We start from the raw sequence: 24,480 nt of genomic DNA on the forward strand, positions 1-24,480 counted from the left end.
ATTTGCCGACAGGATCTCCAGAATATTTGTCGGCGAAATGCGGTCAAGTTCAGTTCAACTGATCGACAGAACACCAGAGAGGGTCTCGATGTCCGGCTCGTCCCAGTTGGTGCTCCCCACAAGTACCACGCTGCACCGCCTGTTGAACATGCCCGGAGCCCTGCTGGACACCACGATGGACCAGCTCAGGACACTGCTGACGGTGCACGAGACCCGTTCGGCGCTGCGGGCGGCGCGGGCGCTGGGGCGCGAGCAGTCGAGCGTGCAGAAGCAGCTCGACACGTTGAACAGGAACTTCCTGGAACTGTGCGGCGAAGCGCTCGTGGTGAAGCAGGGACGCGGAAAGGACGTGCTGTTCACGCCAACCGGTGAGTCGCTCGTCGAATTGGCGCGGGACACGCTCGCGGAGTGGCTCGACGGAATTCACGAGTGCCGCCGCAAGCTCGGCACGACCGTCACCGTGGGAACCACGCGGTACATGCTCGACACGCTCGCGAAGGCGTGGCACCACGTCGAGGACGAGTTCCAGGAGCGCGACGTCGACCTCAAGGTCGTGCACATCCGCACCAAGGACATCTGGACCAAGCTGGAGACGCAGGAGGTCGACCTCGTGTGCGGCAGCGTCGTCACGAGGGCCGGCGCGGGGTGGGAGCGCCCCGAGTTCGACGTGATCGAGTGGCGCCGGGGAGGGCTCGCGCTGCTGACGAACCTGCCGGAGACCGTCGTCGGCGACAAGGTGCGCGTGCCGGCGCTGCGGTCGGTGCCGCTGGTCGTGCCCGGCGCCGGGCTGATCGCGGAGTTCCTGCGCGGCTGGTTCGGCCCCGACTACCGGCAGGGCCTCGACATCGCCGCCGAGATCGACGAGATCCAGTACGGCATCTCCCTGCTGCGCTCCAACCTGGTCAAGGGCGCGATGATCGTGACGTCCGGCCTGGGGGTGGTGGCGGCGAACAACGAACTGCGCGAGGGCAGCGGTCTGCGCGTGGTGCAGCTCGCCGACGACTCGCTCGAACGGCTGGTGGGCGTGTTCGCCCGCACCGACGCACTCGCGAAGCACCCCGCGGACCACCCGTTGAAGCTGCTGTGGACCGCGTTCGAACGGGAGGCTCCGACCGCGTGATCGGCAGGCGCGTCCACCGACTCTCGCTCGAGCCCTCCGGGCCTCGGGACCCGGTTCCCCGTGCCGCGGGCGTCCTGAGTGGATCTCAGGGCCCGGAAGCGCTACCGGGAGCGGCTACGCCCTCGCGGTCCGAGGCCTCGAACGGGCTAACCGACGTCACCCTCAGGAACACCAGCTCCCCCGAGGCGTCCCCCGCCCGGGAACGCGGAAGCGCCCCGGCCGTGACCGGGGCGCTTCCGCTGGATGCCGCCTACTGCTTCGCGGGTGTCATGGCGTCGTGCTCAGGCCTGCGTTGCTCGACCCGGGGACGGTGCTGCGCCTGGGCCATCTTGGCCAGCCAGCTCGTCGCCTCCGAGCGGATCTTCTCCAGCTCGTTCTCGCGTGCCTGTTGCTCGTTCATCGGCCACTCCCTGCGTTCGGGGATCGCGTTCGATGGGAGCACTACCGGGCGTGCGCCCGCTAGGGCCGCCATTCTTGTGGGTGAACCTGATTGACAGCATTGCCCGTCGATACGTCCCCCGCACCCCGACACGGCGCGTCGTGCCGCTTCCTCAGTACCCCAGGTACCCGCCACCCAGGTTCATGGAGACCAGACCGGGGTGGTTGTGGAAGCCGCCGTAGCGCGCGTAGGTGTAGCGAACGCCCGCGATGATGTTGTCCACCGGCGCCAGGATGTTGTCGTACCCCGGCAGCTTGTACGCGCGGAACGTCGGGTCGATGCACTGCATCAGGCCCTTCGACGGCGTGCCGCGCATCGCGTTGGAGTCCCAGTTGTTCACGGCGTTGGGGTTGCCGTTCGACTCCTTCATGATGATCGTGTAGATCTCGTCCATGGAGCCGTTGTCGATGTTGGTGCCGTTGGCCTGCAGGACCTTGATGGCTTCCTTGATCCAGCCCTCGACCTCGCGCTGCTTCGCGGGCTTGCGCATCTCGGCCTGACGCTCGGCCTCGGCCTTGGCGGCCGCTTCGCGCTGGGCGTGCGCGTCGGCGGCGACCTTGGTGGCCTGCTCGAAGGTCTGCTGCGCGTACATCTGCTGGAACTGCAGGAGCCGACCGACCTGGTTGCCCGGGTTGACGTCGTGCACCGTCTGGATGGTCTTGACCTGCTGGTCGGGGAGAGCGCCCAGCTCGGCCGCACCCGCGGCGAGTTCGGTGGCCGTGCCGCTGGTCGCGGCGTTGGCGATGGCGGCGGTGCCGGCGGCGACACCCGCCGCGACGACGATGGCGCTCACGCGGTGGGCGAGCGGGACCTTGTCGTCCTCGACTCGATGCGCACCGGGTTTCACTGCTGCTTTGGGCACGACCGTGTACACGGTTCGGCCATCGGCCTTGCTGTGCCGGGCCAAGGGGAAGCCTCCTGCGTCGGGGAGCTTGGCCACCGGACTCTCCCGGCGGGGGATTCCGGGCCGGACTTCGGACCCTACTGGCTGCGGTTCCTTGTCCTGCCGGTGACCAAACCGTTATCGGCGGGCGAGAACGTAACCTCGTGTCACGAGCGCAGGCAAGCTTGAGCGCCCGTTGGGTGACTCTCGTCACGTTTCCGATCAGTTGGACTTCGCGTTGCTAACAGACAGTTAGTGAGCCGTGTTCGTCCTTCGTGAGTTCATCGTTGCCTTCTGACGAACTGGCGGCGCTGTCTGCGGTTCGGCGCAAGTCCTGCCCTTGTGAGCCGGACAGTGCGTCCTGGGTCTGGTGAGGGGTACGGAGGAGCCGCGCCGGCGGTTCAGCTCGATTGGGGAGCTTCGGATGGACGACCGCGCCGCGCGCCGCCGGGCAGCTCAGGAGGCCGTGCTGCAGGCGCGGCTGGAGGCCTCGCGCCCGTGGTGGCAGAGGCAACTCCACCGCTGGTTCGCCTCTTTGCCGTCGCGGCTGTGGCGCTCGGCGAAGTGGTGGGCGCGTGAGCTGGGCGGAGAGCTGGCCGGCCTTCTCCTCCTCGCGGGCGCACTGGCGATCGTGGTCGTCGCCGGCCTGCTGGTGGTGGAGGCGTACCGGCTGGCGTTCTAGCGCCTGCGTTCTGCTCCAGCGCCTTGAGCACGCCTCCGGACACCGCGGCGACATCGTCCTCGCGACTCGCTGGCGTCCGCCGCATGCCCGAGCTCACGTGGCGACCGGAACGGCGAGAACTACATGGCCTTGGACGCGCTCGTCCTTCTTGTCACCACCGTGCGTCGGCGCGACTCGCGCACGCAGGGATCGGGACGACCGAGGTCCTCCGCGAACGCCTTCGGAGCCACCGGGCTCTTCGAGAAGGCGGGCTTCACGCCCTCGATCCGGTACGTGAAGTGGGCGCTGGAGGTCTAGGGCTCGTCGAGGCGGAACTCGCCGTTGTGGAACGTCAGCACAGCGGGCCGCTCGTCGGCTTCCTCGCGGACGAAGCCCGCGTAGCCGTTGTCCTCGACGTGCGGCGCCAGCCACTGCACGACCTGCCACCACACCTCGGCCCACTGGTCATCCAGCCAGAACAGCCGTGCGTGCAGCCCCCAGGCGTGCAGGTCGCCCTCGTCGTTGAACCCGCGGAGCTGTTCGCGCAGCGCGGCGTGCTCGCCACCGGGGAGGTAGCTGTCCGGGTTCGGCCGCAGGACCGGGAAGTCGTAGTCGAGGACCGGGTTCCGCGGCGGCTCGGGCGCGAGGCCGAGGTGGTAGCGCAGCTCGTCCAGGACCTCGGCTGGGGTGTTCTCGCGCAGGAACAACGAGAAGACCACCTCGTAGTGGAAGCTCATCGACCCGTATTAGAGAGGACGGCGACCTCCGCGGCGTTGGCGGCCGCCTGGCGGAGAAAATCTACTGCGACGGAGGTAGACATGCTCCTTCGATCATGTGTATGCTTCTCCTCGTTGAACGAGAGATAACATGGCACGGGAGATGACGAACTACCCGTGAGCTCGATTGCAGGACGGTCAGACGCTTGCTTTGCGGCAGATGACCGAAGGCAGCCGGTGAGCAGTACCAGCAAGAACAGGAACCGGCTGTAGCAAGTGCAGGACGGTCGCACCGGAGCCGGTCAGTGGAAGTGGCTCCCGGAGGCGGTCGAGGCAGTCGGTGGAAGTGAAGCCGGCACGTGCATGAGGACCGGCGCCGACAGCCACGTGAGAGAAAAAGTAGTTATCAGAGGAGAAGGGAAGGGTTGCACCCCATCGGATCGCCCGGCTTCGGCTGAGCTCTGCCGAACGGGTACCGCAGTTCCATCAGATTGGTAGGTGGTCTTCGGTTACGCACAAGCGATCCCCGCTTCGCCCGCTTCTTCCAGGGGCCACGCGGACAGAGAGAGCCGATCTCACGGTCGGCTAGGTGGAAGTGAAACCCAACAACCCCGGGGCCCCGGTGCTACTGCACCGGGGCCCCTCGTGATGCGGAGGCGCGATGACCCCAGCTGTCCATGAACGAGCGGACGACGAACCGCAGACAACAGCCGAGAAGTTCGACGACGAGCACTACCCCGCCTACACGATGGGCCGTGCCGCGGAACTGCTCAACACCTCAGCGAACTTCCTGCGGAGCCTCGACGAGGCGAAGCTCATCGAGCCGCAACGCTCCGCCGGCGGGCACCGCCGCTACAGCCGCCACCAACTGCGCCTGGCCGCCCGCGTCCGCGCCCTGGTCGACCAGGGCACCGGCCTCGACGCCGCCTGCCGCATCGTCACCCTGGAAGACCAACTCGAGGAAGCTCGGGCGCTCAACGCCCAGTTGGCGCCTGCTTCCGCACCTGAAGAGCCGCATCCGCCGTTGCAAGGCGTGTGAGTTCGTCCGTGCAGCGGAGCGTGGTGGGCCGGACATGAAGCTGCGCTGGTGAAAGCTCGTTCGAACCTTCCACCAGCGCAGATCAGAAGCTTCAGGTACGTCTGTGCAGACGCCCCCTGTCCCGCGCCGCGCATTCGCGGATGAAACCGCGGAGCATCAAGGCAAGCTGGCCGCGATTATCAGCGGATATTGGCGCGAACGACAGCGTCGGCACGCGTTATGTTTTGCGCTCTGACGAGCGAACTGTGGGATGAGCATGGCTTTGGCAAGAAAGGGCTCTCGGCGGATCGTCGTGGATGACACGGTCTACCGCTGGCGCATTCGGCACAAGCCGACGTACTGCCAATGCCTCGCCTGGACGCCGTTGAGCTATGCGGTCGAACAGGTCGACTCAGCAGGAACCGTCCTGGTCGTGAGGACCAGTCAGCCACACCCGAGCAACTGGATCAATGCACCTGCCACTCCAATCACGCCGGCCGACGTCGCCAACAGCATCCGCACGGCCCTCGCCACCGGATGGTCACCAAACTGCCCTGGGAAGCCGTTCGTAGTCACCAAGATCGACAAGGCTCCTGCGTTTGGTGGAGCCCACTCGGGACTCCGCCCAGCGCGAACCCGGGAACCGCGGAGCGATCCGCCAAGTCACGAGCGACTGCAATTGACTGCCGTTGACCAGGTCTCATAGTTCGATCACTCGGTGCATCTCCAGGCTCAACGCGGTAACGCAGCGTACTAGGCCACCATGTGCCGGTGCGAACGAACCGAGGGGGTGTGACCGGTGACGGACGATCGGGACTTCTTCGTCTCTTACACGTCGGCGGACCGCGCGTGGGCGGAGTGGGTGGCGTGGGAGTTGGAAGAGTCCGGTCACAAAGTCTTGATCCAAGAGTGGGACTTTGTGCCGGGTAGCAACTGGGTCGCCAAGATGCACGATGGCGTTCAAGGCACTGCACGCACCATCGCGGTGTTGTCGTCGGCATACCTGTCGTCGGTGTACGGGAAGACCGAGTGGCAGGCAGCATGGCGCGAGGACCCTGCAGGCGCAGGTCGCAAGCTACTGGTCCTGCGGGTCGAGGAATGCGATCGGTCAGGCCTGCTGGGCTCGGTGGTGTCGGCGGACCTGTTCGGCATTTCCGAGGAGGAAGCTCGGCAACGTCTGCGGCGAGTTGTGCGCGGTGCCGTGGAAGGGCGCTTGAAACCGCAGACCACCCCCAGATTTCCTGGCAAGCCGCTTGCGCGCGCAGTTCCGGTGGAACCGCAGTTTCCAGGCGCGCCGCCACACACGCGGAACGCGCCTACGCAGAAACCGAGATTTACCTCCGGTCACGATCTTCGTCGCAAACTTTTGATCACTGCAGTTCCTGCGATCATCGCAGTGATCATTCTGACGCCAATGGTCAAATTCATTCTTTTTCCGTCTGGCAAAACGGAGGCGTCAACCTCGACCACACTGACCACCTCCGACTCGCCTACATCCTCTTCGCGACTGCAGCCACCACCACCCCCTACCAGCACTACCGTAAGCACATCGGCAACTTCCGAGGGCAACATCGCCTACAAGGGGAGTGTCTTCATCGTGCCTCAGGTTCCCAGCTGCGAAGGTGTAGCAGTCGACTTCAACGCGCGCAAAGTATCCGAGCTCTTCGAAGGTTCTTCATCCGACAGCAACCGCAATCTCGCCGCAACTGCCGAGTTGATGCGATTCGGATCCTGCGGGGCCCCCTTCGGCCCCTCGGCGCACTGGGAGATACCGGCGCGCCACACTGTAGCGCCGCATTTGGGCCAGCAGGCACCCACGCGTGAACAATGCGAACAATCTTTGAACCAGAGCCCCTGGCCGAATCGACTTTCCGACGATGCCTTCGAGGAGGTCGGCTTCGCGTGCGTTCGAACGGATAAACCGCCAGCCGGCACGGTTCAGGTTGGGTACCTCGAAATCCAGAGCACAAACGGACCGGTACAACTATCTGCAACTTTTTGGAAGGAGTAGGCAACACGTCTGCCGGGGGTTTCTGTCCGTAACTGCCCCGTGGAGCGTGACAACTCCCGTCGTCGCTGCCGGACAGTGACGGAGCCATGCAGAGCCGGATATGAAACTGCGCTGGTGGAAAGCTCGTTTCGAGCCTTCCACCAGCGCAGATCCAGATGGCTGCGTGGGCGAGGTCTAGCCGCGCAGTTCCATCGTGCAGCACTTCGGGCCGCCGCCCGACTTGCGCAACTCCGAGATGTCCACGAACACGGGCTCGAACCCGCGTCGCGCCACCTGCTCCGCCAGGTGCACGGCCTCGACGGGCATGACGACGTGCTTGCCGTCGGACACCGCGTTCAGGCCCAGGCAGACGGCGTCGTCGTCGTTGGCGATCACGGCGTCCGGGAACAGGCGCTTCAGGACCTGCTGCGAGCCCGGCGAGAACGCCTCCGGGTAGTAGGCGACCAGCGGTGAGGCGGACTGGTCGTCGAGCATGAACAGGGCCACGTCGAGGTGGTAGAAGCGCGGGTCGACCAGCTGCAGCGAGACGACCGGGACGCCCAGGACCTCCTGGGCCTCGGCGTGCGCGTGGGGGTCGGTGCGGAAGCCCGTGCCGGCCAGCAGCAGGGAGCCGGTCCAGGTGAAGTCGCCCTCGGCCTCGTTGACGGCGGTGGGCATGACCACGGACTTGTAGCCCGCGCCGAGGAACCAGCGGCGGAAGTGGTCGGCTTCGGCCGAGCGCTGGGAGGCGCGGAAGCGGGAGCCGAGGACTCGGCCGTCGATCACGGTGCCGCTGTTGGCCGAGAAGACCATGTCGGGCAGGCCGGGGACGGGGTCGATGACCTCGACGTCGTGGCCGAGGCGCTCGTAGGTCTCCTTCAGGGCCGTCCACTGCTCCACGGCCAGGGTTGTGCTGGTCGGCCTGGTGGGGTCCATCCACGGGTTGATGGCGTACTCCACCGTGAAGTACGTCGGCGGGCACATCAGGTACCGACGGGTGGTCGGCACGCGCGTCGGCACGAGGGGCGTTGCGATGTCGAGCGTGATCGGCTCGCCGGGCCCGGAGATGGAGACGGTCATGGATCGAAATGTAAAGGGCCGCTGGACCATCGAACAACGCCGCGACATTGCGTTGATTAGGGCAGAATGTTGCGTGTGGACAGCATCGACCATCGAATCATTTCGTGCCTCATGGCCAACGCGCGCTCCAGCTACGCGGAGATCGGCAAGGAGGTGGGGCTGAGCGCTCCCGCGGTCAAGCGGCGGGTGGACAAACTGCTGGACACCGGGGTTCTGCGCGGCTTCACGGCCGTGGTGGACCCCGAGGCGCTCGGGTGGGGCACCGAGGCCTTCGTCGAGGTGCACTGCAAGGGGAACGTGGCGCCGCACGACATCCAGCACCGGCTGGAGCCGATGGCCGAGGTCAGCGCGGCCTACACGGTGTCGGGCGCGGCGGACGCGATCGTGCACCTGCGCGCGGCGGACATCCACCACCTCGAGACGGCGCTGGAGCGGCTGCGGGCCGTCGAGATCATCGACCGGACCGTGTCCACGGTCGTGCTGTCCCGCCTCCTGGACCGGCCGCCCGCACCCTAGGGTTCGGGCATGGCTGAGGTTCTGCTGGAGCACCACGACTCCGTCGCCGTCATCACGATCAACGATCCGGACCGGCGCAACGCACTGACGATCGACCTGTCGCGGGAGCTGCACGACAAGGTCAAGCAGGCCGAGCGGGAAGCCAACGCGCTGATCGTCACGGGTGCGCCGCCCGCGTTCTGCGCCGGCGCGGACCTCACGCAGCTCGGCAACTCGAAGGACGAGGGCCTCAAGCAGATCTACCGGGGCTTCCTCGCGGTGGCCGACGCCACCATCCCGACGATCGCCGCGGTCAACGGCGCGGCGGTCGGCGCCGGGCTCAACCTCGCGCTGGCCGCCGACGTGCGGATCGCGGGGCCGAAGGCGCGGTTCGACGCGCGGTTCCTCCAGCTCGGCATCCACCCCGGCGGCGGCATGACCTGGATGCTGCAGAGGATCACGAACAGGCAGACCGCGACGGCCATGACGCTGTTCGGGCAGATCCTCGACGCCGACGAGGCGGTGCGCGTCGGACTCGCCCACTCCAGGGCCGAGGACCCGCTGGCGGCGGCCCTGGAGATGGCGCGGGCCGCCGCCGACGCTCCGGCCGGCCTCGTCCGGACCATCAAGGCGACGATGCGGCTGACCGATGCGATGCAGGACCACGGGCACGCCGTCGAGACCGAGCTGCGGCCACAGGTGACTTCGATCGACACTCCAGAATTCGCTGCCAGGCTTGCCGCGATGAAGGCTCGGATCAGCGGGCGTTAGGTGTTACCTTTGGTAACAGGTATCGAGGGTGACGTCTGCCGCGTTCGGGTATCCGCTGGTAGTGCTGTGCTCACCGTCCAGTTGGGGACCCGCTGCGGCAGATGGGACAGTTCGTCTCGCCTAGTGGTACACGGCCCGTCTCGCAGGCGGTCCTGGCGGCTACCCTCGCGGTGGGGCACAGCCACCCTTGGAGAGAGGTATCGGCGTAGGAATGAGCACTGAGACCCGCAAGCTGGATCGCGTTGTGATCCGCTTCGCCGGCGACTCCGGTGACGGTATGCAGCTCACCGGAGACCGGTTCACGTCGGAAGCGGCGGCGTTCGGCAACGACCTCGCCACGCAGCCCAACTTCCCCGCCGAGATCCGCGCACCACAGGGGACCCTGCCCGGTGTGTCGTCGTTCCAGCTGCACTTCGCCGACTACGACATCCTGACGCCCGGCGACCGTCCCGACGTCCTCGTCGCGATGAACCCGGCCGCGCTCAAGGCGAACGTCGGCGAACTGCCGGACGGCGGCATCCTCATCGTCAACACCGACGAGTTCTCGAAGCGGAACCTGACGAAGGTCGGCTACGACTCGAACCCGCTCGAGGACGACTCGCTCGAGCGGTTCCAGGTCCACAAGATCGCCATGGCGACGCTGACCATCGGCGCCCTCGAGGAGACCGGCCTCGGCAAGAAGGACGCCGAGCGCGCGAAGAACATGTTCGCGCTCGGGCTGCTCTCGTGGATGTACCACCGGCCGACCGAGGGCACGGAACGGTTCCTGCGCGAGAAGTTCGCGAAGAAGCCCGACATCGCCGAGGCCAACGTCCTCGCGTTCCGCGCCGGCTGGAACTACGGCGAGACGACCGAGGCCTTCGCCGTCACCTACGAGGTGGCTCCCGCGAAGCTCAACGTCGGCACCTACCGCCAGATCACCGGCAACACGGCGACGGCGTACGGCATCGTCGCGGCGGCACAGCTGTCGAAGCTGCCCGTCGTGCTCGGCACGTACCCGATCACGCCGGCGTCGGACATCCTGCACGAGCTCAGCAAGCACAAGAACTTCGACATCACCACGGTGCAGGCCGAGGACGAGATCGCGGGCATCGGCATCGCCCTCGGCGCGTCCTACGGCGGCGCGCTCGGCGTGACGTCGACGTCCGGCCCCGGCATCGCGCTGAAGTCCGAGACCATCGGCCTCGCCGTGATGACCGAGCTGCCGCTGCTCGTGATCGACGTGCAGCGCGGTGGCCCGTCCACCGGCCTGCCGACCAAGACCGAGCAGGCCGACCTGCTGCAGGCGATGTTCGGCCGCAACGGCGAGTCGCCGGTGCCGGTCGTGGCGCCGCGGTCCCCCTCGGACTGCTTCGACGCCGTGGTCGACGCGTGCCGGATCGCGCTGAAGTACCGCACGCCGGTGCTGTTCCTGTCCGACGGCGCGGTGGCGAACGGCTCCGAGCCGTGGCTGATCCCGGACGTCGACTCGCTGCCCGACCTCACGGTCGAGTTCGCGACCGACCCGGAGAACTTCCAGCCGTACTCCCGCGACCCGGAGACGCTGGCCCGCCCGTGGGCCGTGCCGGGCACCCCGGGTCTGCAGCACCGCATCGGCGGCCTGGAGAAGCAGGACGTCACCGGCAACATCTCCTACGACCCCGAGAACCACGACAAGATGGTCCGCCTGCGCCAGGCGAAGATCGACGGCATCGAGGTGCCGGACGTCGAGGTCGAGGACCCGGACGGCAACGCCCGCGTGCTCGTCGTGGGCTGGGGTTCGTCGTACGGCCCGATCGGCGCGGCGGCCCGCCGGGTCCGCAAGCTGGGCCTGCCGGTCGCGCACGCACACCTGCGGCACCTCAACCCGTTCCCGAAGAACCTGGGCGAGGTGCTCCGCAGCTACGACAAGGTGGTCGTGCCGGAAATGAACCTGGGCCAGCTCGCGTTGTTGTTGAGGGCGAAGTACCTGGTGGACGCCGTGTCGTACACGAAGGTCCAGGGCCTGCCCTTCAAGGCGGAGGAGTTGCAGGACGTGCTCGCTGACGTGATCAAGGGGGTGTCGGCGTGACCGCGATCGACCTCGGAATCCCCGGCCTGACCGGGGTTCCCACCACCGACGAGAAGCAGACGGCCAGGGACTACAAGTCCGACCAGGAAGTCCGCTGGTGCCCCGGCTGCGGCGACTACATCGTGCTCAACACCGTGCAGTCGTTCCTGCCGTCGCTGGGTCTCAAGCGCGAGAACATCGTGTTCGTGTCGGGCATCGGGTGTTCGTCCCGCTTCCCGTACTACATGAACACCTACGGCATGCACTCCATCCACGGCCGTGCGCCGGCCATCGCCACGGGTCTCGCCGTGGCGCGGCCGGACCTGAGCGTGTGGGTGGTGACCGGTGACGGCGACGCGCTGTCGATCGGCGGCAACCACCTGATCCACACGCTGCGGCGCAACGTGAACCTCAAGATCCTGCTGTTCAACAACAGGATCTACGGCCTCACCAAGGGCCAGTACTCGCCCACCTCCGAGGAGGGCAAGGTCACCAAGTCGACCCCGCTCGGGTCGCTCGACCACCCGTTCAACCCGGTGTCGCTGGCGCTGGGCGCGGAGGCCTCCTTCGTCGGCCGGGCGCTCGACTCGGACAAGGCCGGTCTGACCTCGGTGCTGCGCCAGGCGGCCGAGCACCGCGGGTCGGCGCTCGTCGAGATCTACCAGAACTGCCCGATCTTCAACGACGGCGCGTTCGACGTGCTGAAGGACGCGGACGAGGCGCAGCGGCGGATCATCAACGTCGTCGACGGCGAGCCGATCCGCTTCGGCCGCGAGGGCGAGTACTGCGTGGTGCGCGAGGGCTTCGGGCTCGCGGTCGCCAAGTCCGCGGACGTGGACGCGAGCGACGTCGTGGTGCACGACGCGTCGGACCTGAACCTGTCGTTCGCGCTGTCGAGGCTGTCGACGCAGGACCTCACGCACACCGTCACCGGTGTGTTCCGGCGGGCGAACCGCACGACGTACGACGACGGGGTGCGGGCGCAGGTCGGCGAGGCCAAGGCCACGAAGGCCGCGGACCTGGCCAAGCTGTTGCACGGCAAGGACACCTGGACCGTGGTCGGCTGACCGCGGAGTGACGGAAAAGGCCCCCACCGAACGCGGTGGGGGCCTTTTCGCTGTGCCTCGGGGATCAGGGTGCCGGGCGGAACCCGGCCTTCTCCGCGTCGGCCTCCGTGCGGAACCACACGTCGGCCCGCGTCTCCACGAAGTTCGCGGACCCCTCGGAGTAGTAACGACGCCCGGTCAGCGTGGCCTTCACGGCGAAGTCCACGGCCGGCGCCGTGCCGTCCGACTTCGGCAGCACCGAGCCCGGACCGAACGGCGAGCGCGGGTTGAAGCCCTCCGGCTGCTGGAAGCGGGCCGGTCCGGTGCCGCCGCCTGCCGGGGCACCGTTCGGGCGGCCGCCGGTGGACGGCGAGAAGCCGACCGGGCGGGGGCGCGCCGGGAGTGCGGGAGCGGGCTTGGGAGCCTCCTGCTTCGGGGACTCGAACGCCGCGAACGCCGGGAAGCTCTGCTGGCGTTGCGGGGTCGTGCGCCTGGCCTCGCGGATGGGCAGGCCCGCCTCGGTGTGGCGCTGGGGCAGGTGCACCGGCTCGGGTTCGGGCTCCGGCGGGGCGGCGAGCAGGGGCTCGTCGCTCGGCACGAACTTCGGGACGAACGGCTGGTCGTTCGTCGTGTCCGGGAGCGTGCGGGTCTGGCCGAGGGGCGGCAGCGGCTCGTCGGCGTCCAGCAGCGGTTCGAAGAGCGACCGCGGGCGGTCGGCCACCGGTGCCGCGGGGGCCTCGGGGGTCTCGGAGGCCTCCGCGTTGTGCGAGAAGGCCGCGCCGACGGCACGCGGGGTGCGTTCCGGGGCCTCGTCGGTCTCCACGCGCGGCTCGAACGCCGAGAACGGTGCGGGGGCGGGGGCTCCCGGAGCCACGAACGGCTGGGTGAACGAGCCGGTGTACTCGGGCTCGACGAACTCCTCGTAGACCGGTTCCCGGTGGGCCGGCTCCTCGCGCGGGGCGTGAGCGGGCTCGGGCTCCGGCTGCGGCTCCTCGGCCTGCGTCGGCTCGAAGACGCCGTTGCGCACCTGCGGGGCGTCGAGGTCGATCGGCTCGATCAGGCCGGTCTGCTCGGCGGGCTCCTCCGGCTGGACCTCGGCCTCGGCCTCGGGGTCGGGCTCCGGCTCGGTGAAGCCGTCCAGCTGGCCGGAGATCTCGTCGCGCAGGCCGGGGTACTCGCCGGTGAGGTCGTTGTCGGGCCAGCTGCTCTCCTCGACGGCGATGAACGTCGTCTGCTCGGAGCGCGTCGGCGCGGGCTCGTCCTCCTGCTCGGCGGCCTCGTCGAGGTACGTCTCCGGCTCGTCCTGCGCCCACACCTCGCGAGGCTGGTAGACGAAGTCGTCGGTCTGCTCGACCTCGGGACCGGCGGTCGGCTGCGCCGCCGGGGCACCGGGCTCGGCGACCGGCGGGACCGCGGGCACGTACGAGGTCTGCTCGGCCGGGAGCTCCGGCTCGTCGTCGAAGTCCGCGGCCTCGAGGCCGGACTGCGACAGGACCGTCGTCTGCTCGGCCGGGGTCTCGGCGGGCACCTCGTCGTGCGGGAGGCGCTCGAACAGCGACCGCGGGCGGTCGTCGTCCTCGGTGTCGGCCAGCGCCCTCTGCTCGGCCAGCTGCTCCTCGAAGCGGCGCTGCGCCTCGTCGGGCTCCAGGTACTGGCGGACCGGGGCGGAGGGCTCGTCGTGCTCCTCCGGCTGGTCGCGGCGCTCCTCGGCGGCGGGAGCGGGCTCCTCCTCGACGACGGGCGGCGGCGCGGGTGCCGCGACGGGCTCGCCGAAGTAGGCGGGCGGCTCCACGTACGGCGCGGGCGCGGGCACAGGAGCGGGCACGGGTGCCGGGGGTGCCGGCACCTCGTCGCTCAGCGACCGCGGCGGCGCGTCGGCCCACTCGTCGATCACGAAGTCGTCGGCCGGGGCCGGCGCCGCGACGGGCGCGGACGACCTGCGGGCGTCGACAAGTTGATCATTGAGGTCGGCGATCCGCTTGCGCGCGGGGCGTACGTACACCAGCCAGGTGACCAGCGCTCCCGCAACGAAGGACAGCAGGCTCCACAGCCAGACCTGCCCGAAGATGTTCACGGGTAAGCCCCTTCTACGACCACACTCCGACCTCACTCACTCGGAAGGGTGAGCATGGCCAAACTACAGTGCCTTTGATGATGCTCCGTCACTACGCCGTTCAGCGCAAATAACGGCTGGAAAGCCCAGCGTAGAGTGGGGTTTTGTGCCCCCTCCGACAACCTCTGCCCGCACTTCGCCAGAAGTTCACACCCAGGGGCGAGGGGTCACCTACGGCGCAATCGCCTACGTCCTCTGGGGCCTCTTCCCGGCGTACTGGCCACTCCTCGTACCCGCCCAGCCGGTCGAGGTGCTCGCACACCGGATCGTCTGGTCGTTCGTCGTGCTCGCCGTCGTCGTCGCGGTGCTCCGCCGGTGGCGTCCCCTGCTCGAACTGTCAGGACAGGGCTGGCTCATCGTCACCGCAGCGGCCGTTCTGATCACGGTCAACTGGGGAACGTACATCTACGCCGTGAACAGCCATCATGTCGTCGAGGCCGCACTCGGCTACTTCATCAACCCGTTGGTGAGCGTGGCACTGGGCATGATCTTCCTCAAGGAACGATTGCGCATCACTCAGGTCGCGGCCATCGGCGTGGCCGTGATCGCTGTGATCGTGCTCACCATCGACTACGGCAGGCTACCGGTGATCTCGCTGGTGCTGGCCTGCTCGTTCGGCATCTACGGCCTGCTGAAGAAGAAGGTCCCGCTGGACGCGATCTCCAGCCTCACCGCCGAGAACGCCGTCATCGCGCCGATCGCGCTGATCTACCTGCTCACGCTCGGCACCGCGAACACGTTCGCCGCCGCCGGCACCGGCCACGCCCTGCTCCTCGTCAGCACCGGCGTCGTGACGGTGATCCCGTTGCTGGCGTTCGGCGCGGGTGCCCGGCTGATCCCGCTGAGCACCATGGGGATGCTGCAGTACATCGCGCCGATCCTGCAGTTCGCGTGGGGCGTGTTCGTCGTGCACGAACCGATGCCGGCCAGCCGGTGGATCGGGTTCGGCCTGGTGTGGCTGGCCTTGGCGGTCTTCACCGTCGACGCGGTGCGGAACCGGCGCAAGCAGGCGCTCGCGCCGGTCAGCGGGCCCTAGCGAGTGCGCTCGACCACGTACGTGGCCAGTTCCTCCAACGCGTCCCGCGCGGCGCACGGCGGCAGCTTGCCCAGCTCCGTGCGGGCCCGGTCCGCGTAGTCGTCGAGGGTCTCGCGGGCCTTGTCCATGCCCGAGGACTTCCGCAGCAGTTCGAGGGCCTCGTCCACCAGCGCGTCGTCGGTGATCGGTCCCGCCAGCAGCTCGTGCAGGCGCGTCTCGGCCGGGTCGGCGAGCGAGTGGAGCATCGGCAGCGTCTTCACGCCCTCGCGCAGGTCGGTGCCGGGCGTCTTGCCGGACTCGACGGACGGGGAGGCGATGTCGATCACGTCGTCCGAGATCTGGAACGCGGCCCCGATCACCTCGGCGTACCGGCGCAGGGCGTCCGTCTGCTCGTCGGTCGCGTCGGAGAACATGCCGCCGAACAGCGCCGCGGTGGCGATCAGGACGCCGGTCTTCTCCTCGATCACCTTGAGGTAGTGGGAGATCGGGTCCTCGCCGGGCCGCGGGCCGACGGTCTCGCGCATCTGGCCGGTCACGAGGACCGAGAACGTCTCCGCGATGATCCGCGCCGCGTCCGTCCCCAGGTCGGCGGTCAGCCGGGACGCGTGGGCGAACAGGAAGTCGCCCGTCAGGATCGCGATGCTGTTGTCCCACTTGACGTTCGCGGAGACCGCTCCGCGCCGCATGGTCGCCTCGTCCATGACGTCGTCGTGGTAGAGCGTCGCGAGGTGGGTGAGCTCGACCACAGTGGCGGCCTTGATGACCTTGTCCCGGTCCCAGTCGGCGCCGAACTGCGATGCGAGCAGCGTGAAGAGCGGGCGGATCCGCTTCCCGCCCGCCTCCACAAGGTGAAGCGAGGTTTCCGTGACCGGGTGGAACTCGCTCTGCACGACGTCGTGCAGGATGCGCTCCACCTCGGCCAGGCCGTCCTGGACTACCTCGGTGAGCACGGGGTCCACCAACGCGAACCCCGGCCCCAACTGCTCGCTACTGGTCACACCAGCAGCGTACGTACACCTAGCTGAGGAAGGTGCCGGTACCCGCCCAATCGAGCACGAAGGTGGGCCACAGACCCAGCACCAACGTCACGACGGCACCCAACGTGATCGCGATCGTGGTGAACGCACCGGGGACCGTGACGGTCGGGCCGTCCGGGGCCGGGTCGCTGAAGTACATCAGCACGATCACCCGCAGGTAGAAGAACGCCGCCACGGCCGAGGCCACGAGGGCGATCACCACGAGCGGCGTCAGGCCGGCGTCGATCGCCGCGCTGAACACGACGAACTTGCCGATGAAGCCGGACGTCAGCGGGATGCCGGCCAGGGCCAGCAGCAGGAACGTGAAGACGCCCGCCACGATCGGCGACCGCTTGGCGAGACCCGCCCACTGCGACAGGTGCGTCGCCTCGCCGTCCGAGTTGCGGACCAGCGACACGATGCCGAACGCGGCGATCGTGGTGAAGCCGTACGCCAGCAGGTAGAACATGGTCGCGCTCACACCGGGGGCGTCGCCCTCGGGGGTCAACGCGATCGAGCCGATCAGCAGGAAGCCCGCGTGCGCCACGGAGGAGTACGCGATCATGCGCTTCACGTCGGTCTGGGTGAGACCCAGGACCGCGCCGATCACCATCGACACGACCGCGACGCCGTAGAGCACGCCGCGCCACTCCCACTGCGTGTTCTCGAACGCCACCGTGAGCACGCGCAGGATGCCGCCGAACGCGGCGACCTTGGTGCAGGCCGCCATGAACGCCGTCACCGGCGTCGGGGCGCCCTGGTACACGTCCGGGGTCCAGGCGTGGAACGGGCCGACGGCCGCCTTGAACAGCAGACCCACCACCAGCAGGCCGAAGCCCGCGAACAGCAGCGTGTCGGAGCGGTCCGTGCCGCCCGCGGCGGTCGCGATGGCCGAGAGCTTCACCGAACCCGCGTAGCCGTACAGCAGGGCCACGCCGTAGAGGAAGAACGCGGAGGCGAACGCGCCGAGCAGGAAGTACTTCACGGCCGCTTCCTGCGAGAGCAGGCGACGGCGGCGAGCCAGGCCGCACAGCAGGTACAGCGGCAGCGACAGCACTTCCAGCGCGATGAACATCGTCAGCAGGTCGTTCGAGGCGACGAACGTCATCATGCCGCCGAGCGCGAACAGCGTGAGCGGGAAGATCTCGGTCTGCATGCCGGTCTTCGTCGCCTGCGCGCGGTCCTGGACCGTGCCGGGACGGATCGCGGCCTGCGCCACGAACGCGCCGCCCGGCTCCACCGAGCGGTCGGCCATCAGCAGCACCGAGCCGAACCCGAGCACCAGCAGGGTGGCCCACAGGAAGAGCGACGGCGAGTCGACCGCGATCGCGCCCGCCAGCGTCGCCACGCCCTGCTCGGGACGTTCCGACGTCGCGTAGAGGATCAGCGCACCGGTCGCGCCGACCATCGTGACGAGCGTCAGGACGAGCTGCACGGCCCAGCGCTGGTGCTTGGGCAGCAACGCCTCCAGCAGCACGCTGATGCACGCGGCACCGAGCACGACCAGCAGCGGCGCGATGGCGCCGTAATCGATCTCCGGCGCCTCGATCGTCTGCGCCTGAGCGACGAGAAGGTTCACGTCACTTGCCTTCCTGCACGGTGACCGGGTCGGTCACGCCGACCTCGGTCAGCGTCGCCCCGACAGTCGGGGTGATGACGTCGAGCACCGGCTGCGGGTAGAACCCGAGTGCCAGCACGATGACAACGAGCGGTGCCAGCACGGCGATCTCGCGCTTGGTGAGGTCGCCGATGGCGGTCTTCTTCTCCGGGTCACCGACGGCACCCGGACCGGCCGCGGCACCGATGAGGGCGTCGCCGCGCAGCGGGCCGGTCATGATCCGCTGGTAGAGCCACAGCACGTAGAGCGCCGCGAGCACCATGCCGACCGTCGCGATGATCGTGAACACCGGACGGGTCGGGAACGAGCCGATCAGCACCAGGAACTCCGAGACGAACGAGTTCGTGCCCGGCAGCGACAGCGTGGTCAGACCGGAGATCAGCAGCATGCCGGCGAGCAGCGGCGCCACCTTCGACATGCCGCCGTAGTCGGAGATCTGCGACGAACCACCGCGCGCGATCACCATGCCGATCACCAGGATCAGCATGCCGGTCGAGATCGAGTGGTTGAGCATGTACGACACCGAGCCCACGCCGGCCTGCGACGTGAACGAGAAGATGCCGAGCGCGATGAAGCCGAAGTGCGCGATCGAGACGTAGGCCAGGAACCGCTTCATGTCCCGCTGGCCCGTGGCGAGCAGCGATCCGTAGAGGACACCGGCCACCGCGAGCACGAGCACGTACGGCGCCAGGTTCTTCGACGCCTCCGGGAACATCGGCAGCAGGTAGCGCAGCATGCCGAACGTGCCGACCTTGTCGAGGATGCCGACGACGATCACCGTGACGCCGATGGGCGCCTCGGCCGCGGCATCGGGCAGCCAGGTGTGGAACGGCACGAGCGGCGCCTTGATCGCGAACGCGAGGAAGAAGCCGAGGAACAGCCAGGTCTGCGTCGTCGAGTCGGCGTCGCGGACCACGGTCACGAGCGTCGCCCAGTCGAACGTGCCCTTGCCCAGCTCGTCCGACGCCATCGCGTAGGCGCCGATCGCGGAGGCCAGCATGATCAGGCCGCCGAGGAACGAGTACAGGAAGAACTTGACCGCCGCGTACTGCCTGCGCGCGCCGCCGTAGCCGCCGATCAGGAAGTACATCGGGATGAGCATGACCTCGAACAGCACGTAGAACAGGAAGACGTCGGTGGCGGCGAACACCGCGACCGTCACGGCCTCCTGCACAAGGATCAGCGCGAGGTAGCCGCCCTGCGAACGACCGGCGGGCAGCTTCTCCGTCCAGCCCGCGCCGATCACCAGCGGGATCAGCAGCGCGATGACCGCGATCATCACCAGCGCGATGCCGTCGATGCCGAACGACAGCCGCACGCCGAACGCCGGGATCCAGTCGACGCCCGAGGCGAGCTGGATGCGCTCGCCGTCCGGGTCGTAGGCGGTCCACAGCAGAACGGCGAGCACGAGCTCCACGAGCGAGATCGCCAGTGCGACGAGCTTGGCCGTGCGGTCGTTCTTGCGCAGGAACGCCACCACCAGTGCGCCGACGAGCGGCACCACCATGAGTGCGATCAGAACCCAGCTCACGAGAACCTCACCACCAGGAGCGCCCCGAGCACGAAGATCGAGCCCAGCAGCATGGACAGTGCGTAGGAGCGGACGAACCCGGTCTGCAGCCTGCGCAACCGGCCGGAGCTACCGCCGAGCAGCGCCGCGGTGCCGTTGACCACACCGTCGACGCCCTTGAGGTCGAGGTACACCAGCGCGCGGGTGAGCCAGGTGCCCGGCCGCGCGAAGAGGGCCTCGTTCAGTGCGTTGCCGTAGAGGTCCGCACGGGCCGCGCGCACCGGGAACGACACCCGCTCCGGCCGCTCGACCGGCTGCTTGCCGCGGCCGAAGAGCAGGAACGCGAGGCCGGCGCCGACGAGCGACAGGGCGACGGTCAGGATCCCGACCATGCCGTGCGACAGCACACCGTGCGACTCCTGCAGCTCGCCCAGCGAGGGCTCGAGCCACCCGGCGAGACGGCCACCGGAGGAGAGGAACCAGCCACCGGCGACGGAGCCGACCGCGAGGACGATCATCGGAACGGTCATCGTCAGCGGGGACTCGTGCGGGTGGTAGTCCTTGCCGTTCTCCGCCTTCAGGTCCTTCCAGCGGGGCTTGCCCAGGAAGACCAGGATCAGCAGGCGCGTCATGTAGAACGCGGTCAGCAGGGCACCGAGCAGCGCGACACCGCCGAAGACGTACCCGCGCCAGCCCTCCGCGCCGAACGCCGCCGCGATGATGGCGTCCTTCGAGAAGTAGCCCGCGAACGGCGGGATGCCGATCAGCGCGAGGTAGCCGAGCGTCCAGGTGACGAAGGTGATCGGCAGGAACTTGTAGAGCCCGCCCATCCGGCGGATGTTGCCCTCGTCGTTCATGCCGTGCATGACCGAACCGGCACCGAGGAAGAGCCCGGCCTTGAAGAAGCCGTGCGTCAGCAGGTGCATGATGCCGAGCGCGTACCCGATCGGGCCGAGACCCACCGCGAGGATCATGTAGCCGATCTGCGAGACCGTCGAGTACGCCAGGACCTTTTTGAAGTCGTCGTAGGCGCAACCGATGATGCAGCCGATCAGCAGCGTGACGCCACCGATGATCATCACGACCAGGCGGCCGTCCGCGCTCAGGTTGTAGAGCGGGTTCGAGCGGGCGATGAGGTACACGCCCGCGGTGACCATCGTCGCCGCGTGGATCAGGGCGGACACCGGCGTCGGGCCGGCCATCGCGTCCGGCAACCAGGCCTGGAGCGGGAACTGGCCCGACTTGCCGCAGGCGCCCAGGAGCAGCAGCAGCGTGATCGCGAGGACCTCGGCGGAGGAGAACTCGCTCACCCGCGCGAAGACCTCGGTGTACTGCGTGCTGCCGAGGCGGTTGAACATCAGGAAGATCGCGATCGCGAGGCCCAGGTCACCGACGCGGTTCATCAGGAAGGCCTTCTTGGCCGCCGACGCCGCTTCCGGCTTGTACTGGTACCAGCCGATCAGCAGGTACGAGGCGAGACCGACGCCCTCCCAGCCGAAGTACAGGGTCACGAAACCGTTGCCCAGCACCAGCAGGAGCATCGCCGAGACGAAGAGGTTGAGGTAGGCGAAGAACTTGCGCCTGCCCTCCTCGTGCGCCATGTAGCCGATCGAGTAGATGTGGATCAGCGAGCCCACACCGGTGATCAGCAGCACGAACGTGAGCGACAGCGGGTCGAGCCGCAGTCCGAACTCGACGGTCAGCGCGTTGACGTCGATCCAGTTGAACAGGTGCAGGTTCTGCACCCGCTCCTCGGGGTTCGACACACCGAGCGTCGAGAAGAACAGCGCGAGCGCGTAGCCGAACGACGCCAGCAGCGTGGCGCTGCCGAGCAGGTGGCCCCACCTGTCCGCGCGCCGACCACTGACCAACAGCACCGCCGCGCCGAACGCGGGCAGCGCCAACAGCAACCAGGCGAAGCTCGCGACCCCGCTGGCGACAACAGGTTCCGTCACCGGTGACCCCTCAGTACTTCAGCAGGTTCGAGTCGTCGACCGAGGCCGAGCGACGCGTCCGGAAGATGGACATGATGATCGCGAGGCCGACGACGACCTCCGCCGCGGCGACGACCATCACGAAGAACGCCATCACCTGACCGTCGAGCGAGCCGTTGATCCGCGCGAACGTCACGAGGCTCAGGTTGACCGCGTTGAGCATGAGCTCGACGCACATGAAGACCACGATGGCGTTGCGCCGCACCAGGACACCGACGGCGCCGATGCTGAACAGCAGTGCCGACAGCAGCAGGTAGTACGTGGGAGTCACGACTCACTTCCCTTGAGCGCGTGCGAGTCCGGCTGGTGACCGGTGCCCGCGACCTCGGAGACGTCGTCGGAGAGGGCGGACCTGTCGGTCGTCTCGATGACGTCGAACAGCGACTCCTCCGCGACGCTGCCGTCGGGCAGCAGGGCGGGGGTGGCCACCGAGTTCGCGGTGGCGAAGACACCGGGGCCGGGGATGGACCCGACCCGCTTGCCCTCCTGGAAGCGCTCCTCGACGAGTTCCTTCTGCGTCTTCTTGGCGGGCTTCCCGTCGCGGCCGACGAACGCCAGGATCATCGCGCCGAGGGCGGCGGTGATCAGCAGCGCCGAGGTGAGCTCGAACGCGAAGAGGTACTCCGTGAAGAGCTTCGTGCCGATGTTGCCGACGTTGCCGCCGTTGGTGGTGTTCGCCTCGGCCAGGCCGGCGGACTGCACCGAGGTGAGCGCGCGGGCGATCGAGGCGACCATCAGCACGGCGAAGCCGATGCCGAGCAACGCGGCCGCGAGCCGCTGCCCGCGGATGACCTCGACCACGGAGTCCGAGCTGTCGCGGCCGACCATCATGAGCACGAACAGGAACAGCATCATGATCGCGCCGGTGTAGACGATGATCTGCACGAAGCCGAGGAACGGCGCCTGCTGGACCATGTAGAGCACACCGAGGCTGAGCATCGTCACGACGAGCCACAGCGCGGAGTGCACCGCATTGCGCGCGAAGAGCATGCCGAGCGCGCCGGCCAGCGCGAGCGGGCCGAGCACCCAGAACGAGATCGCCTCGCCGGTCGTCACGGTGTCGACCGCGCGCTGCACCGGTTCCGGCTGCTGGGCGAGGAACGCGAGGAGGCTCACTGCTGGGCCTCCTTGGCGAGCCGCGGGCCGTTCACGTAGTAGTCCTGCTCGTTCTCGCCGAGCCGCATCGGGTGCGGCGGCTGCTCCATGCCGGGCAGCAGCGGGGCGAGCAGGTCCTCCTTCGTGAAGATCAGGTCCTGGCGGTTGTCGTCGGCCAGCTCGTACTCGTTCGTCATCGTGAGCGAACGGGTCGGGCAGGCCTCGATGCACAGGCCGCAGCCGATGCAGCGCAGGTAGTTGATCTGGTAGTCGGCACCGAAGCGCTCACCGGGTGAGTAGCGCGCCTCCTCGGTGTTGTCGCCACCTTCGACGAAGATCGCGTCCGCGGGGCAGGCCCACGCGCACAACTCGCAGCCGACGCACTTCTCCAGCCCGTCCGGGTGCCGGTTCAGCTGGTGACGACCGTGGAACCGCGGCGCGGTCACCTTCTTGACCTCGGGGTACTCCTCCGTCACCACCTTCTTGAACATGGTGCCGAAGGTGACGCCGAAGCCTTTCAGGGACTCGAACATCCCTACTCAGCCTCCTTACCGGTGGTGACGGCTGCCTTCTCCGCGGGGATGGTGGCGACCTTGACCTTGCGCTTGGGCGCTGACTTGGGGACCGCGAGGTCGAGCGGCGGGACGGGGAAGCCCGAACCCGCGAGCGGAACGCCCTTGGAGTCCTGGACCTTCTTGTCCGGCAGCAGGAACGAGACCAGCAGCACGAGGCCGACGACCACGCCCAGCGCGATGAGCCGCTGCGCCGTGGAGAGCTGCTGGATCGCACCGGTGCGGATGACCGCGACGGCCATGATCCAGACGAGGCTGGTCGGGACCAGCACCTTCCAGCCCAGGCGCATGAACTGGTCGTAGCGCATGCGGGGGAGCGTGCCGCGCAGCCAGATGAAGATGAACAGGAAGCCCAGCGTCTTGATGATGAACCAGAGCAGGCCCCACCAGCCGGTGTTCATGAAGTCGCCGCTCCACGGGGCGTGGTAGCCGCCGAGGAAGAGCGTCGTCGCGAGCGCCGAGACGGTCACCATGTTCACGTACTCGGCGAGGAAGAACAGCGCGAACTTCAGCGAGCTGTACTCCGTGTGGAAACCACCGACGAGCTCCGACTCGGCCTCGGGGAGGTCGAACGGGGCGCGGTTGGTCTCGCCGACCATCGACACGACGTAGATCGCGAAGCTGGGGAAGAGCAGCAGTCCGAACCAGCCGGGCGCGAACCCGAGCACGGTGGACGCCTGCGCACCGACGATGTCACCGGTCGACATCGAGCCGGTGAACATGATCACCGCGACGATCGACAGGCCCATCGCGATCTCGTAGGAGATCACCTGCGCGGCCGACCGCAGCGCGCCCAGCAGCGGGTACGGCGAGCCGGAGGCCCAGCCGGACAGCACGATGCCGTAGACGCCGATCGAGGAGCAGGCGAGCACCACGAGCACGCCGACCGGGAGGTCGACGAGCTGCAGCGCGGTCTGCTCGCCGAACAGGTTGACCTCGCCCGCGAGCGGGATGACCGAGAACGCGAGGAACGCGGGGATGCAGGAGATCACCGGGGCGAGGAAGAACACCCACTTGTCCGCGAGGACCGGGCGGATGTCTTCCTTGAACGCGAGCTTCAGACCGTCCGCGAGCGACTGCAGCCAGCCGTTCGGGCCGACCCGGTTGGGGCCGGGGCGGTGCTGCATCCGGGCAACGACCTTGCGCTCCCAGTTGATCATGAACAGCGTCATGACCACGAGGAACGCGAAGATCGCGACGACCTTGACCAGGATCAGCCAGATCGGGTCGTCCGCGAGGAGCTTGGCGGTCTCGCCGATCTCCGCTGCGACGAACTGC

22 protein-coding genes and 1 pseudogene are annotated in these 24,480 nt (G+C 68.1%); 10 read left to right on the forward strand and 13 right to left on the reverse strand.

What is annotated here, in order from left to right; translation table 11 throughout:
- The first annotated feature begins 88 nt into the window (after window positions 1-88).
- Window positions 89-1,120 (forward strand): LysR family transcriptional regulator, encoded by a 1,032-nt coding sequence (locus L6E10_RS03735; RefSeq protein WP_236216806.1) that lies wholly within the window; start codon window positions 89-91, stop codon window positions 1,118-1,120.
- Window positions 1,121-1,370: 250 nt separating this feature from the next.
- On the opposite strand, the gene L6E10_RS03740 is transcribed toward L6E10_RS03735, so the two are convergent.
- A complete protein-coding gene (locus L6E10_RS03740; protein WP_236216808.1) occupies window positions 1,371-1,520 on the reverse strand; it encodes a hypothetical protein in 150 nt (49 codons plus the stop codon).
- Between the two features lie 151 nt (window positions 1,521-1,671).
- Window positions 1,672-2,022: pseudogene (locus L6E10_RS41135) on the reverse strand (transglycosylase SLT domain-containing protein); the annotation flags it as partial.
- Between the two features lie 844 nt (window positions 2,023-2,866).
- Between L6E10_RS41135 and L6E10_RS03750 the strand changes: the two are divergent.
- Both L6E10_RS03750 and L6E10_RS03755 read left to right on the forward strand, forming a co-directional pair.
- Window positions 2,867-3,124, forward strand: coding sequence for a hypothetical protein (locus L6E10_RS03750; RefSeq protein WP_236216812.1), 258 nt, complete (start codon window positions 2,867-2,869; stop codon window positions 3,122-3,124).
- A gap of 123 nt (window positions 3,125-3,247) precedes the next feature.
- Window positions 3,248-3,421 carry a hypothetical protein gene (locus L6E10_RS03755; protein WP_236216814.1) on the forward strand — a complete coding sequence of 58 codons (174 nt, stop codon included), beginning with the start codon at window positions 3,248-3,250 and terminating at the stop codon, window positions 3,419-3,421.
- Here the strand turns inward: L6E10_RS03755 and L6E10_RS03760 are convergent.
- Window positions 3,418-3,840 carry a hypothetical protein gene (locus L6E10_RS03760; protein WP_236216816.1) on the reverse strand — a complete coding sequence of 141 codons (423 nt, stop codon included), beginning with the start codon at window positions 3,838-3,840 and terminating at the stop codon, window positions 3,418-3,420. The genes L6E10_RS03755 and L6E10_RS03760 overlap by 4 nt on opposite strands.
- Before the next feature lie 640 nt (window positions 3,841-4,480).
- On the opposite strand from L6E10_RS03760, the gene L6E10_RS03765 reads away from it, so the two are divergent.
- Together L6E10_RS03765 and L6E10_RS03770 are read left to right on the forward strand one after the other, a co-directional pair.
- On the forward strand, window positions 4,481-4,858 hold the full coding sequence (locus L6E10_RS03765; protein WP_236216818.1) for a MerR family transcriptional regulator: 378 nt from the start codon (window positions 4,481-4,483) through the stop codon (window positions 4,856-4,858).
- Window positions 4,859-5,636: 778 nt separating this feature from the next.
- Window positions 5,637-6,848 carry a toll/interleukin-1 receptor domain-containing protein gene (locus L6E10_RS03770; RefSeq protein ID WP_236216820.1) on the forward strand — a complete coding sequence of 404 codons (1,212 nt, stop codon included), beginning with the start codon at window positions 5,637-5,639 and terminating at the stop codon, window positions 6,846-6,848.
- A gap of 174 nt (window positions 6,849-7,022) precedes the next feature.
- On the opposite strand, the gene ddaH is transcribed toward L6E10_RS03770, so the two are convergent.
- Window positions 7,023-7,907, reverse strand: a complete 885-nt coding sequence (gene ddaH / locus L6E10_RS03775; protein WP_374235738.1) for a dimethylargininase — start codon at window positions 7,905-7,907, stop codon at window positions 7,023-7,025.
- Between the two features lie 66 nt (window positions 7,908-7,973).
- Here ddaH and L6E10_RS03780 point away from each other — a divergent pair, with 66 nt between their 5' ends.
- The 4 genes from L6E10_RS03780 to L6E10_RS03795 all read left to right on the forward strand — a co-directional run bounded on the left by L6E10_RS03780 (window position 7,974) and on the right by L6E10_RS03795 (window position 12,269).
- Window positions 7,974-8,423: an Lrp/AsnC family transcriptional regulator gene (locus L6E10_RS03780; protein WP_240010010.1), complete on the forward strand. Its 450-nt coding sequence runs from the start codon at window positions 7,974-7,976 to the stop codon at window positions 8,421-8,423.
- Window positions 8,424-8,432: 9 nt separating this feature from the next.
- Entirely contained in the window at window positions 8,433-9,173 is a 741-nt protein-coding gene (locus L6E10_RS03785; protein WP_236216824.1) for an enoyl-CoA hydratase, read from the forward strand.
- Window positions 9,174-9,384: 211 nt separating this feature from the next.
- A complete protein-coding gene (locus tag L6E10_RS03790) occupies window positions 9,385-11,223 on the forward strand; it encodes a 2-oxoacid:acceptor oxidoreductase subunit alpha (RefSeq protein ID WP_090094651.1) in 1,839 nt (612 codons plus the stop codon).
- A complete protein-coding gene (locus L6E10_RS03795) occupies window positions 11,220-12,269 on the forward strand; it encodes a 2-oxoacid:ferredoxin oxidoreductase subunit beta (protein ID WP_236216826.1) in 1,050 nt (349 codons plus the stop codon). Before L6E10_RS03790 ends, L6E10_RS03795 begins: the two co-directional genes overlap by 4 nt.
- A gap of 64 nt (window positions 12,270-12,333) precedes the next feature.
- Here the strand turns inward: L6E10_RS03795 and L6E10_RS03800 are convergent, their stop codons facing one another.
- Window positions 12,334-14,322: a hypothetical protein gene (locus tag L6E10_RS03800; protein WP_236216828.1), complete on the reverse strand. Its 1,989-nt coding sequence runs from the start codon at window positions 14,320-14,322 to the stop codon at window positions 12,334-12,336.
- A 145-nt stretch (window positions 14,323-14,467) separates the two neighbouring features.
- Between L6E10_RS03800 and rarD the strand changes: the two genes are divergently transcribed.
- Window positions 14,468-15,397, forward strand: a complete 930-nt coding sequence (gene rarD / locus L6E10_RS03805) for an EamA family transporter RarD (RefSeq protein ID WP_236216830.1) — start codon at window positions 14,468-14,470, stop codon at window positions 15,395-15,397.
- Here rarD and L6E10_RS03810 read toward each other — a convergent pair.
- Genes L6E10_RS03810 through nuoH form a run of 8 tightly spaced genes read right to left on the reverse strand, consistent with a single transcriptional unit; the run spans window position 15,394 to window position 24,461 of the window.
- Window positions 15,394-16,377: a polyprenyl synthetase family protein gene (locus tag L6E10_RS03810; RefSeq protein ID WP_236216905.1), complete on the reverse strand. Its 984-nt coding sequence runs from the start codon at window positions 16,375-16,377 to the stop codon at window positions 15,394-15,396. The genes rarD and L6E10_RS03810 overlap by 4 nt on opposite strands.
- Before the next feature lie 37 nt (window positions 16,378-16,414).
- Complete coding sequence (gene nuoN / locus L6E10_RS03815) at window positions 16,415-17,992, reverse strand: NADH-quinone oxidoreductase subunit NuoN (RefSeq protein WP_236216832.1); 1,578 nt, start codon at window positions 17,990-17,992, stop codon at window positions 16,415-16,417.
- Between the two features lies 1 nt (window position 17,993).
- Window positions 17,994-19,562 (reverse strand): NADH-quinone oxidoreductase subunit M, encoded by a 1,569-nt coding sequence (locus L6E10_RS03820; protein WP_236216834.1) that lies wholly within the window; start codon window positions 19,560-19,562, stop codon window positions 17,994-17,996.
- On the reverse strand, window positions 19,559-21,496 hold the full coding sequence (nuoL, locus tag L6E10_RS03825) for an NADH-quinone oxidoreductase subunit L (RefSeq protein ID WP_236216836.1): 1,938 nt from the start codon (window positions 21,494-21,496) through the stop codon (window positions 19,559-19,561). The genes L6E10_RS03820 and nuoL overlap by 4 nt, the downstream gene beginning before the upstream one ends.
- 10 nt (window positions 21,497-21,506) lie before the next feature.
- Window positions 21,507-21,806, reverse strand: coding sequence for an NADH-quinone oxidoreductase subunit NuoK (gene nuoK / locus L6E10_RS03830; protein ID WP_030473209.1), 300 nt, complete (start codon window positions 21,804-21,806; stop codon window positions 21,507-21,509).
- Window positions 21,803-22,651, reverse strand: a complete 849-nt coding sequence (locus L6E10_RS03835; protein WP_236216838.1) for an NADH-quinone oxidoreductase subunit J — start codon at window positions 22,649-22,651, stop codon at window positions 21,803-21,805. Before L6E10_RS03835 ends, nuoK begins: the two co-directional genes overlap by 4 nt.
- Window positions 22,648-23,163, reverse strand: coding sequence for an NADH-quinone oxidoreductase subunit NuoI (gene nuoI, locus L6E10_RS03840; protein ID WP_090094643.1), 516 nt, complete (start codon window positions 23,161-23,163; stop codon window positions 22,648-22,650). Before nuoI ends, L6E10_RS03835 begins: the two co-directional genes overlap by 4 nt.
- 2 nt (window positions 23,164-23,165) lie before the next feature.
- Complete coding sequence (gene nuoH / locus L6E10_RS03845; RefSeq protein ID WP_236216907.1) at window positions 23,166-24,461, reverse strand: NADH-quinone oxidoreductase subunit NuoH; 1,296 nt, start codon at window positions 24,459-24,461, stop codon at window positions 23,166-23,168.
- Window positions 24,462-24,480: the final 19 nt, after the last annotated feature.

The organism is Lentzea sp. CC55 (assembly GCF_021056325.1).
In the GTDB taxonomy this organism is placed as follows: domain Bacteria; phylum Actinomycetota; class Actinomycetes; order Mycobacteriales; family Pseudonocardiaceae; genus Lentzea; species Lentzea jiangxiensis.

What these genes read in the sequence shown, in the direction of transcription:
- L6E10_RS03735 (WP_236216806.1), top strand. Translation starts at nt 89, where the DNA reads ATGTCCGGCTCGTCCCAGTTGGTGCTCCCCACAAGTACCACGCTGCAC.
- L6E10_RS03740 (WP_236216808.1), bottom strand. Translation starts at nt 1,520, where the DNA reads ATGAACGAGCAACAGGCACGCGAGAACGAGCTGGAGAAGATCCGCTCG.
- L6E10_RS03750 (WP_236216812.1), top strand. Translation starts at nt 2,867, where the DNA reads ATGGACGACCGCGCCGCGCGCCGCCGGGCAGCTCAGGAGGCCGTGCTG.
- L6E10_RS03755 (WP_236216814.1), top strand. Translation starts at nt 3,248, where the DNA reads ATGGCCTTGGACGCGCTCGTCCTTCTTGTCACCACCGTGCGTCGGCGC.
- L6E10_RS03760 (WP_236216816.1), bottom strand. Translation starts at nt 3,840, where the DNA reads ATGAGCTTCCACTACGAGGTGGTCTTCTCGTTGTTCCTGCGCGAGAAC.
- L6E10_RS03765 (WP_236216818.1), top strand. Translation starts at nt 4,481, where the DNA reads ATGACCCCAGCTGTCCATGAACGAGCGGACGACGAACCGCAGACAACA.
- ddaH (WP_374235738.1), bottom strand. Translation starts at nt 7,907, where the DNA reads ATGACCGTCTCCATCTCCGGGCCCGGCGAGCCGATCACGCTCGACATC.
- L6E10_RS03780 (WP_240010010.1), top strand. Translation starts at nt 7,974, where the DNA reads ATGTTGCGTGTGGACAGCATCGACCATCGAATCATTTCGTGCCTCATG.
- L6E10_RS03785 (WP_236216824.1), top strand. Translation starts at nt 8,433, where the DNA reads ATGGCTGAGGTTCTGCTGGAGCACCACGACTCCGTCGCCGTCATCACG.
- L6E10_RS03790 (WP_090094651.1), top strand. Translation starts at nt 9,385, where the DNA reads ATGAGCACTGAGACCCGCAAGCTGGATCGCGTTGTGATCCGCTTCGCC.
- nuoI (WP_090094643.1), bottom strand. Translation starts at nt 23,163, where the DNA reads ATGTTCGAGTCCCTGAAAGGCTTCGGCGTCACCTTCGGCACCATGTTC.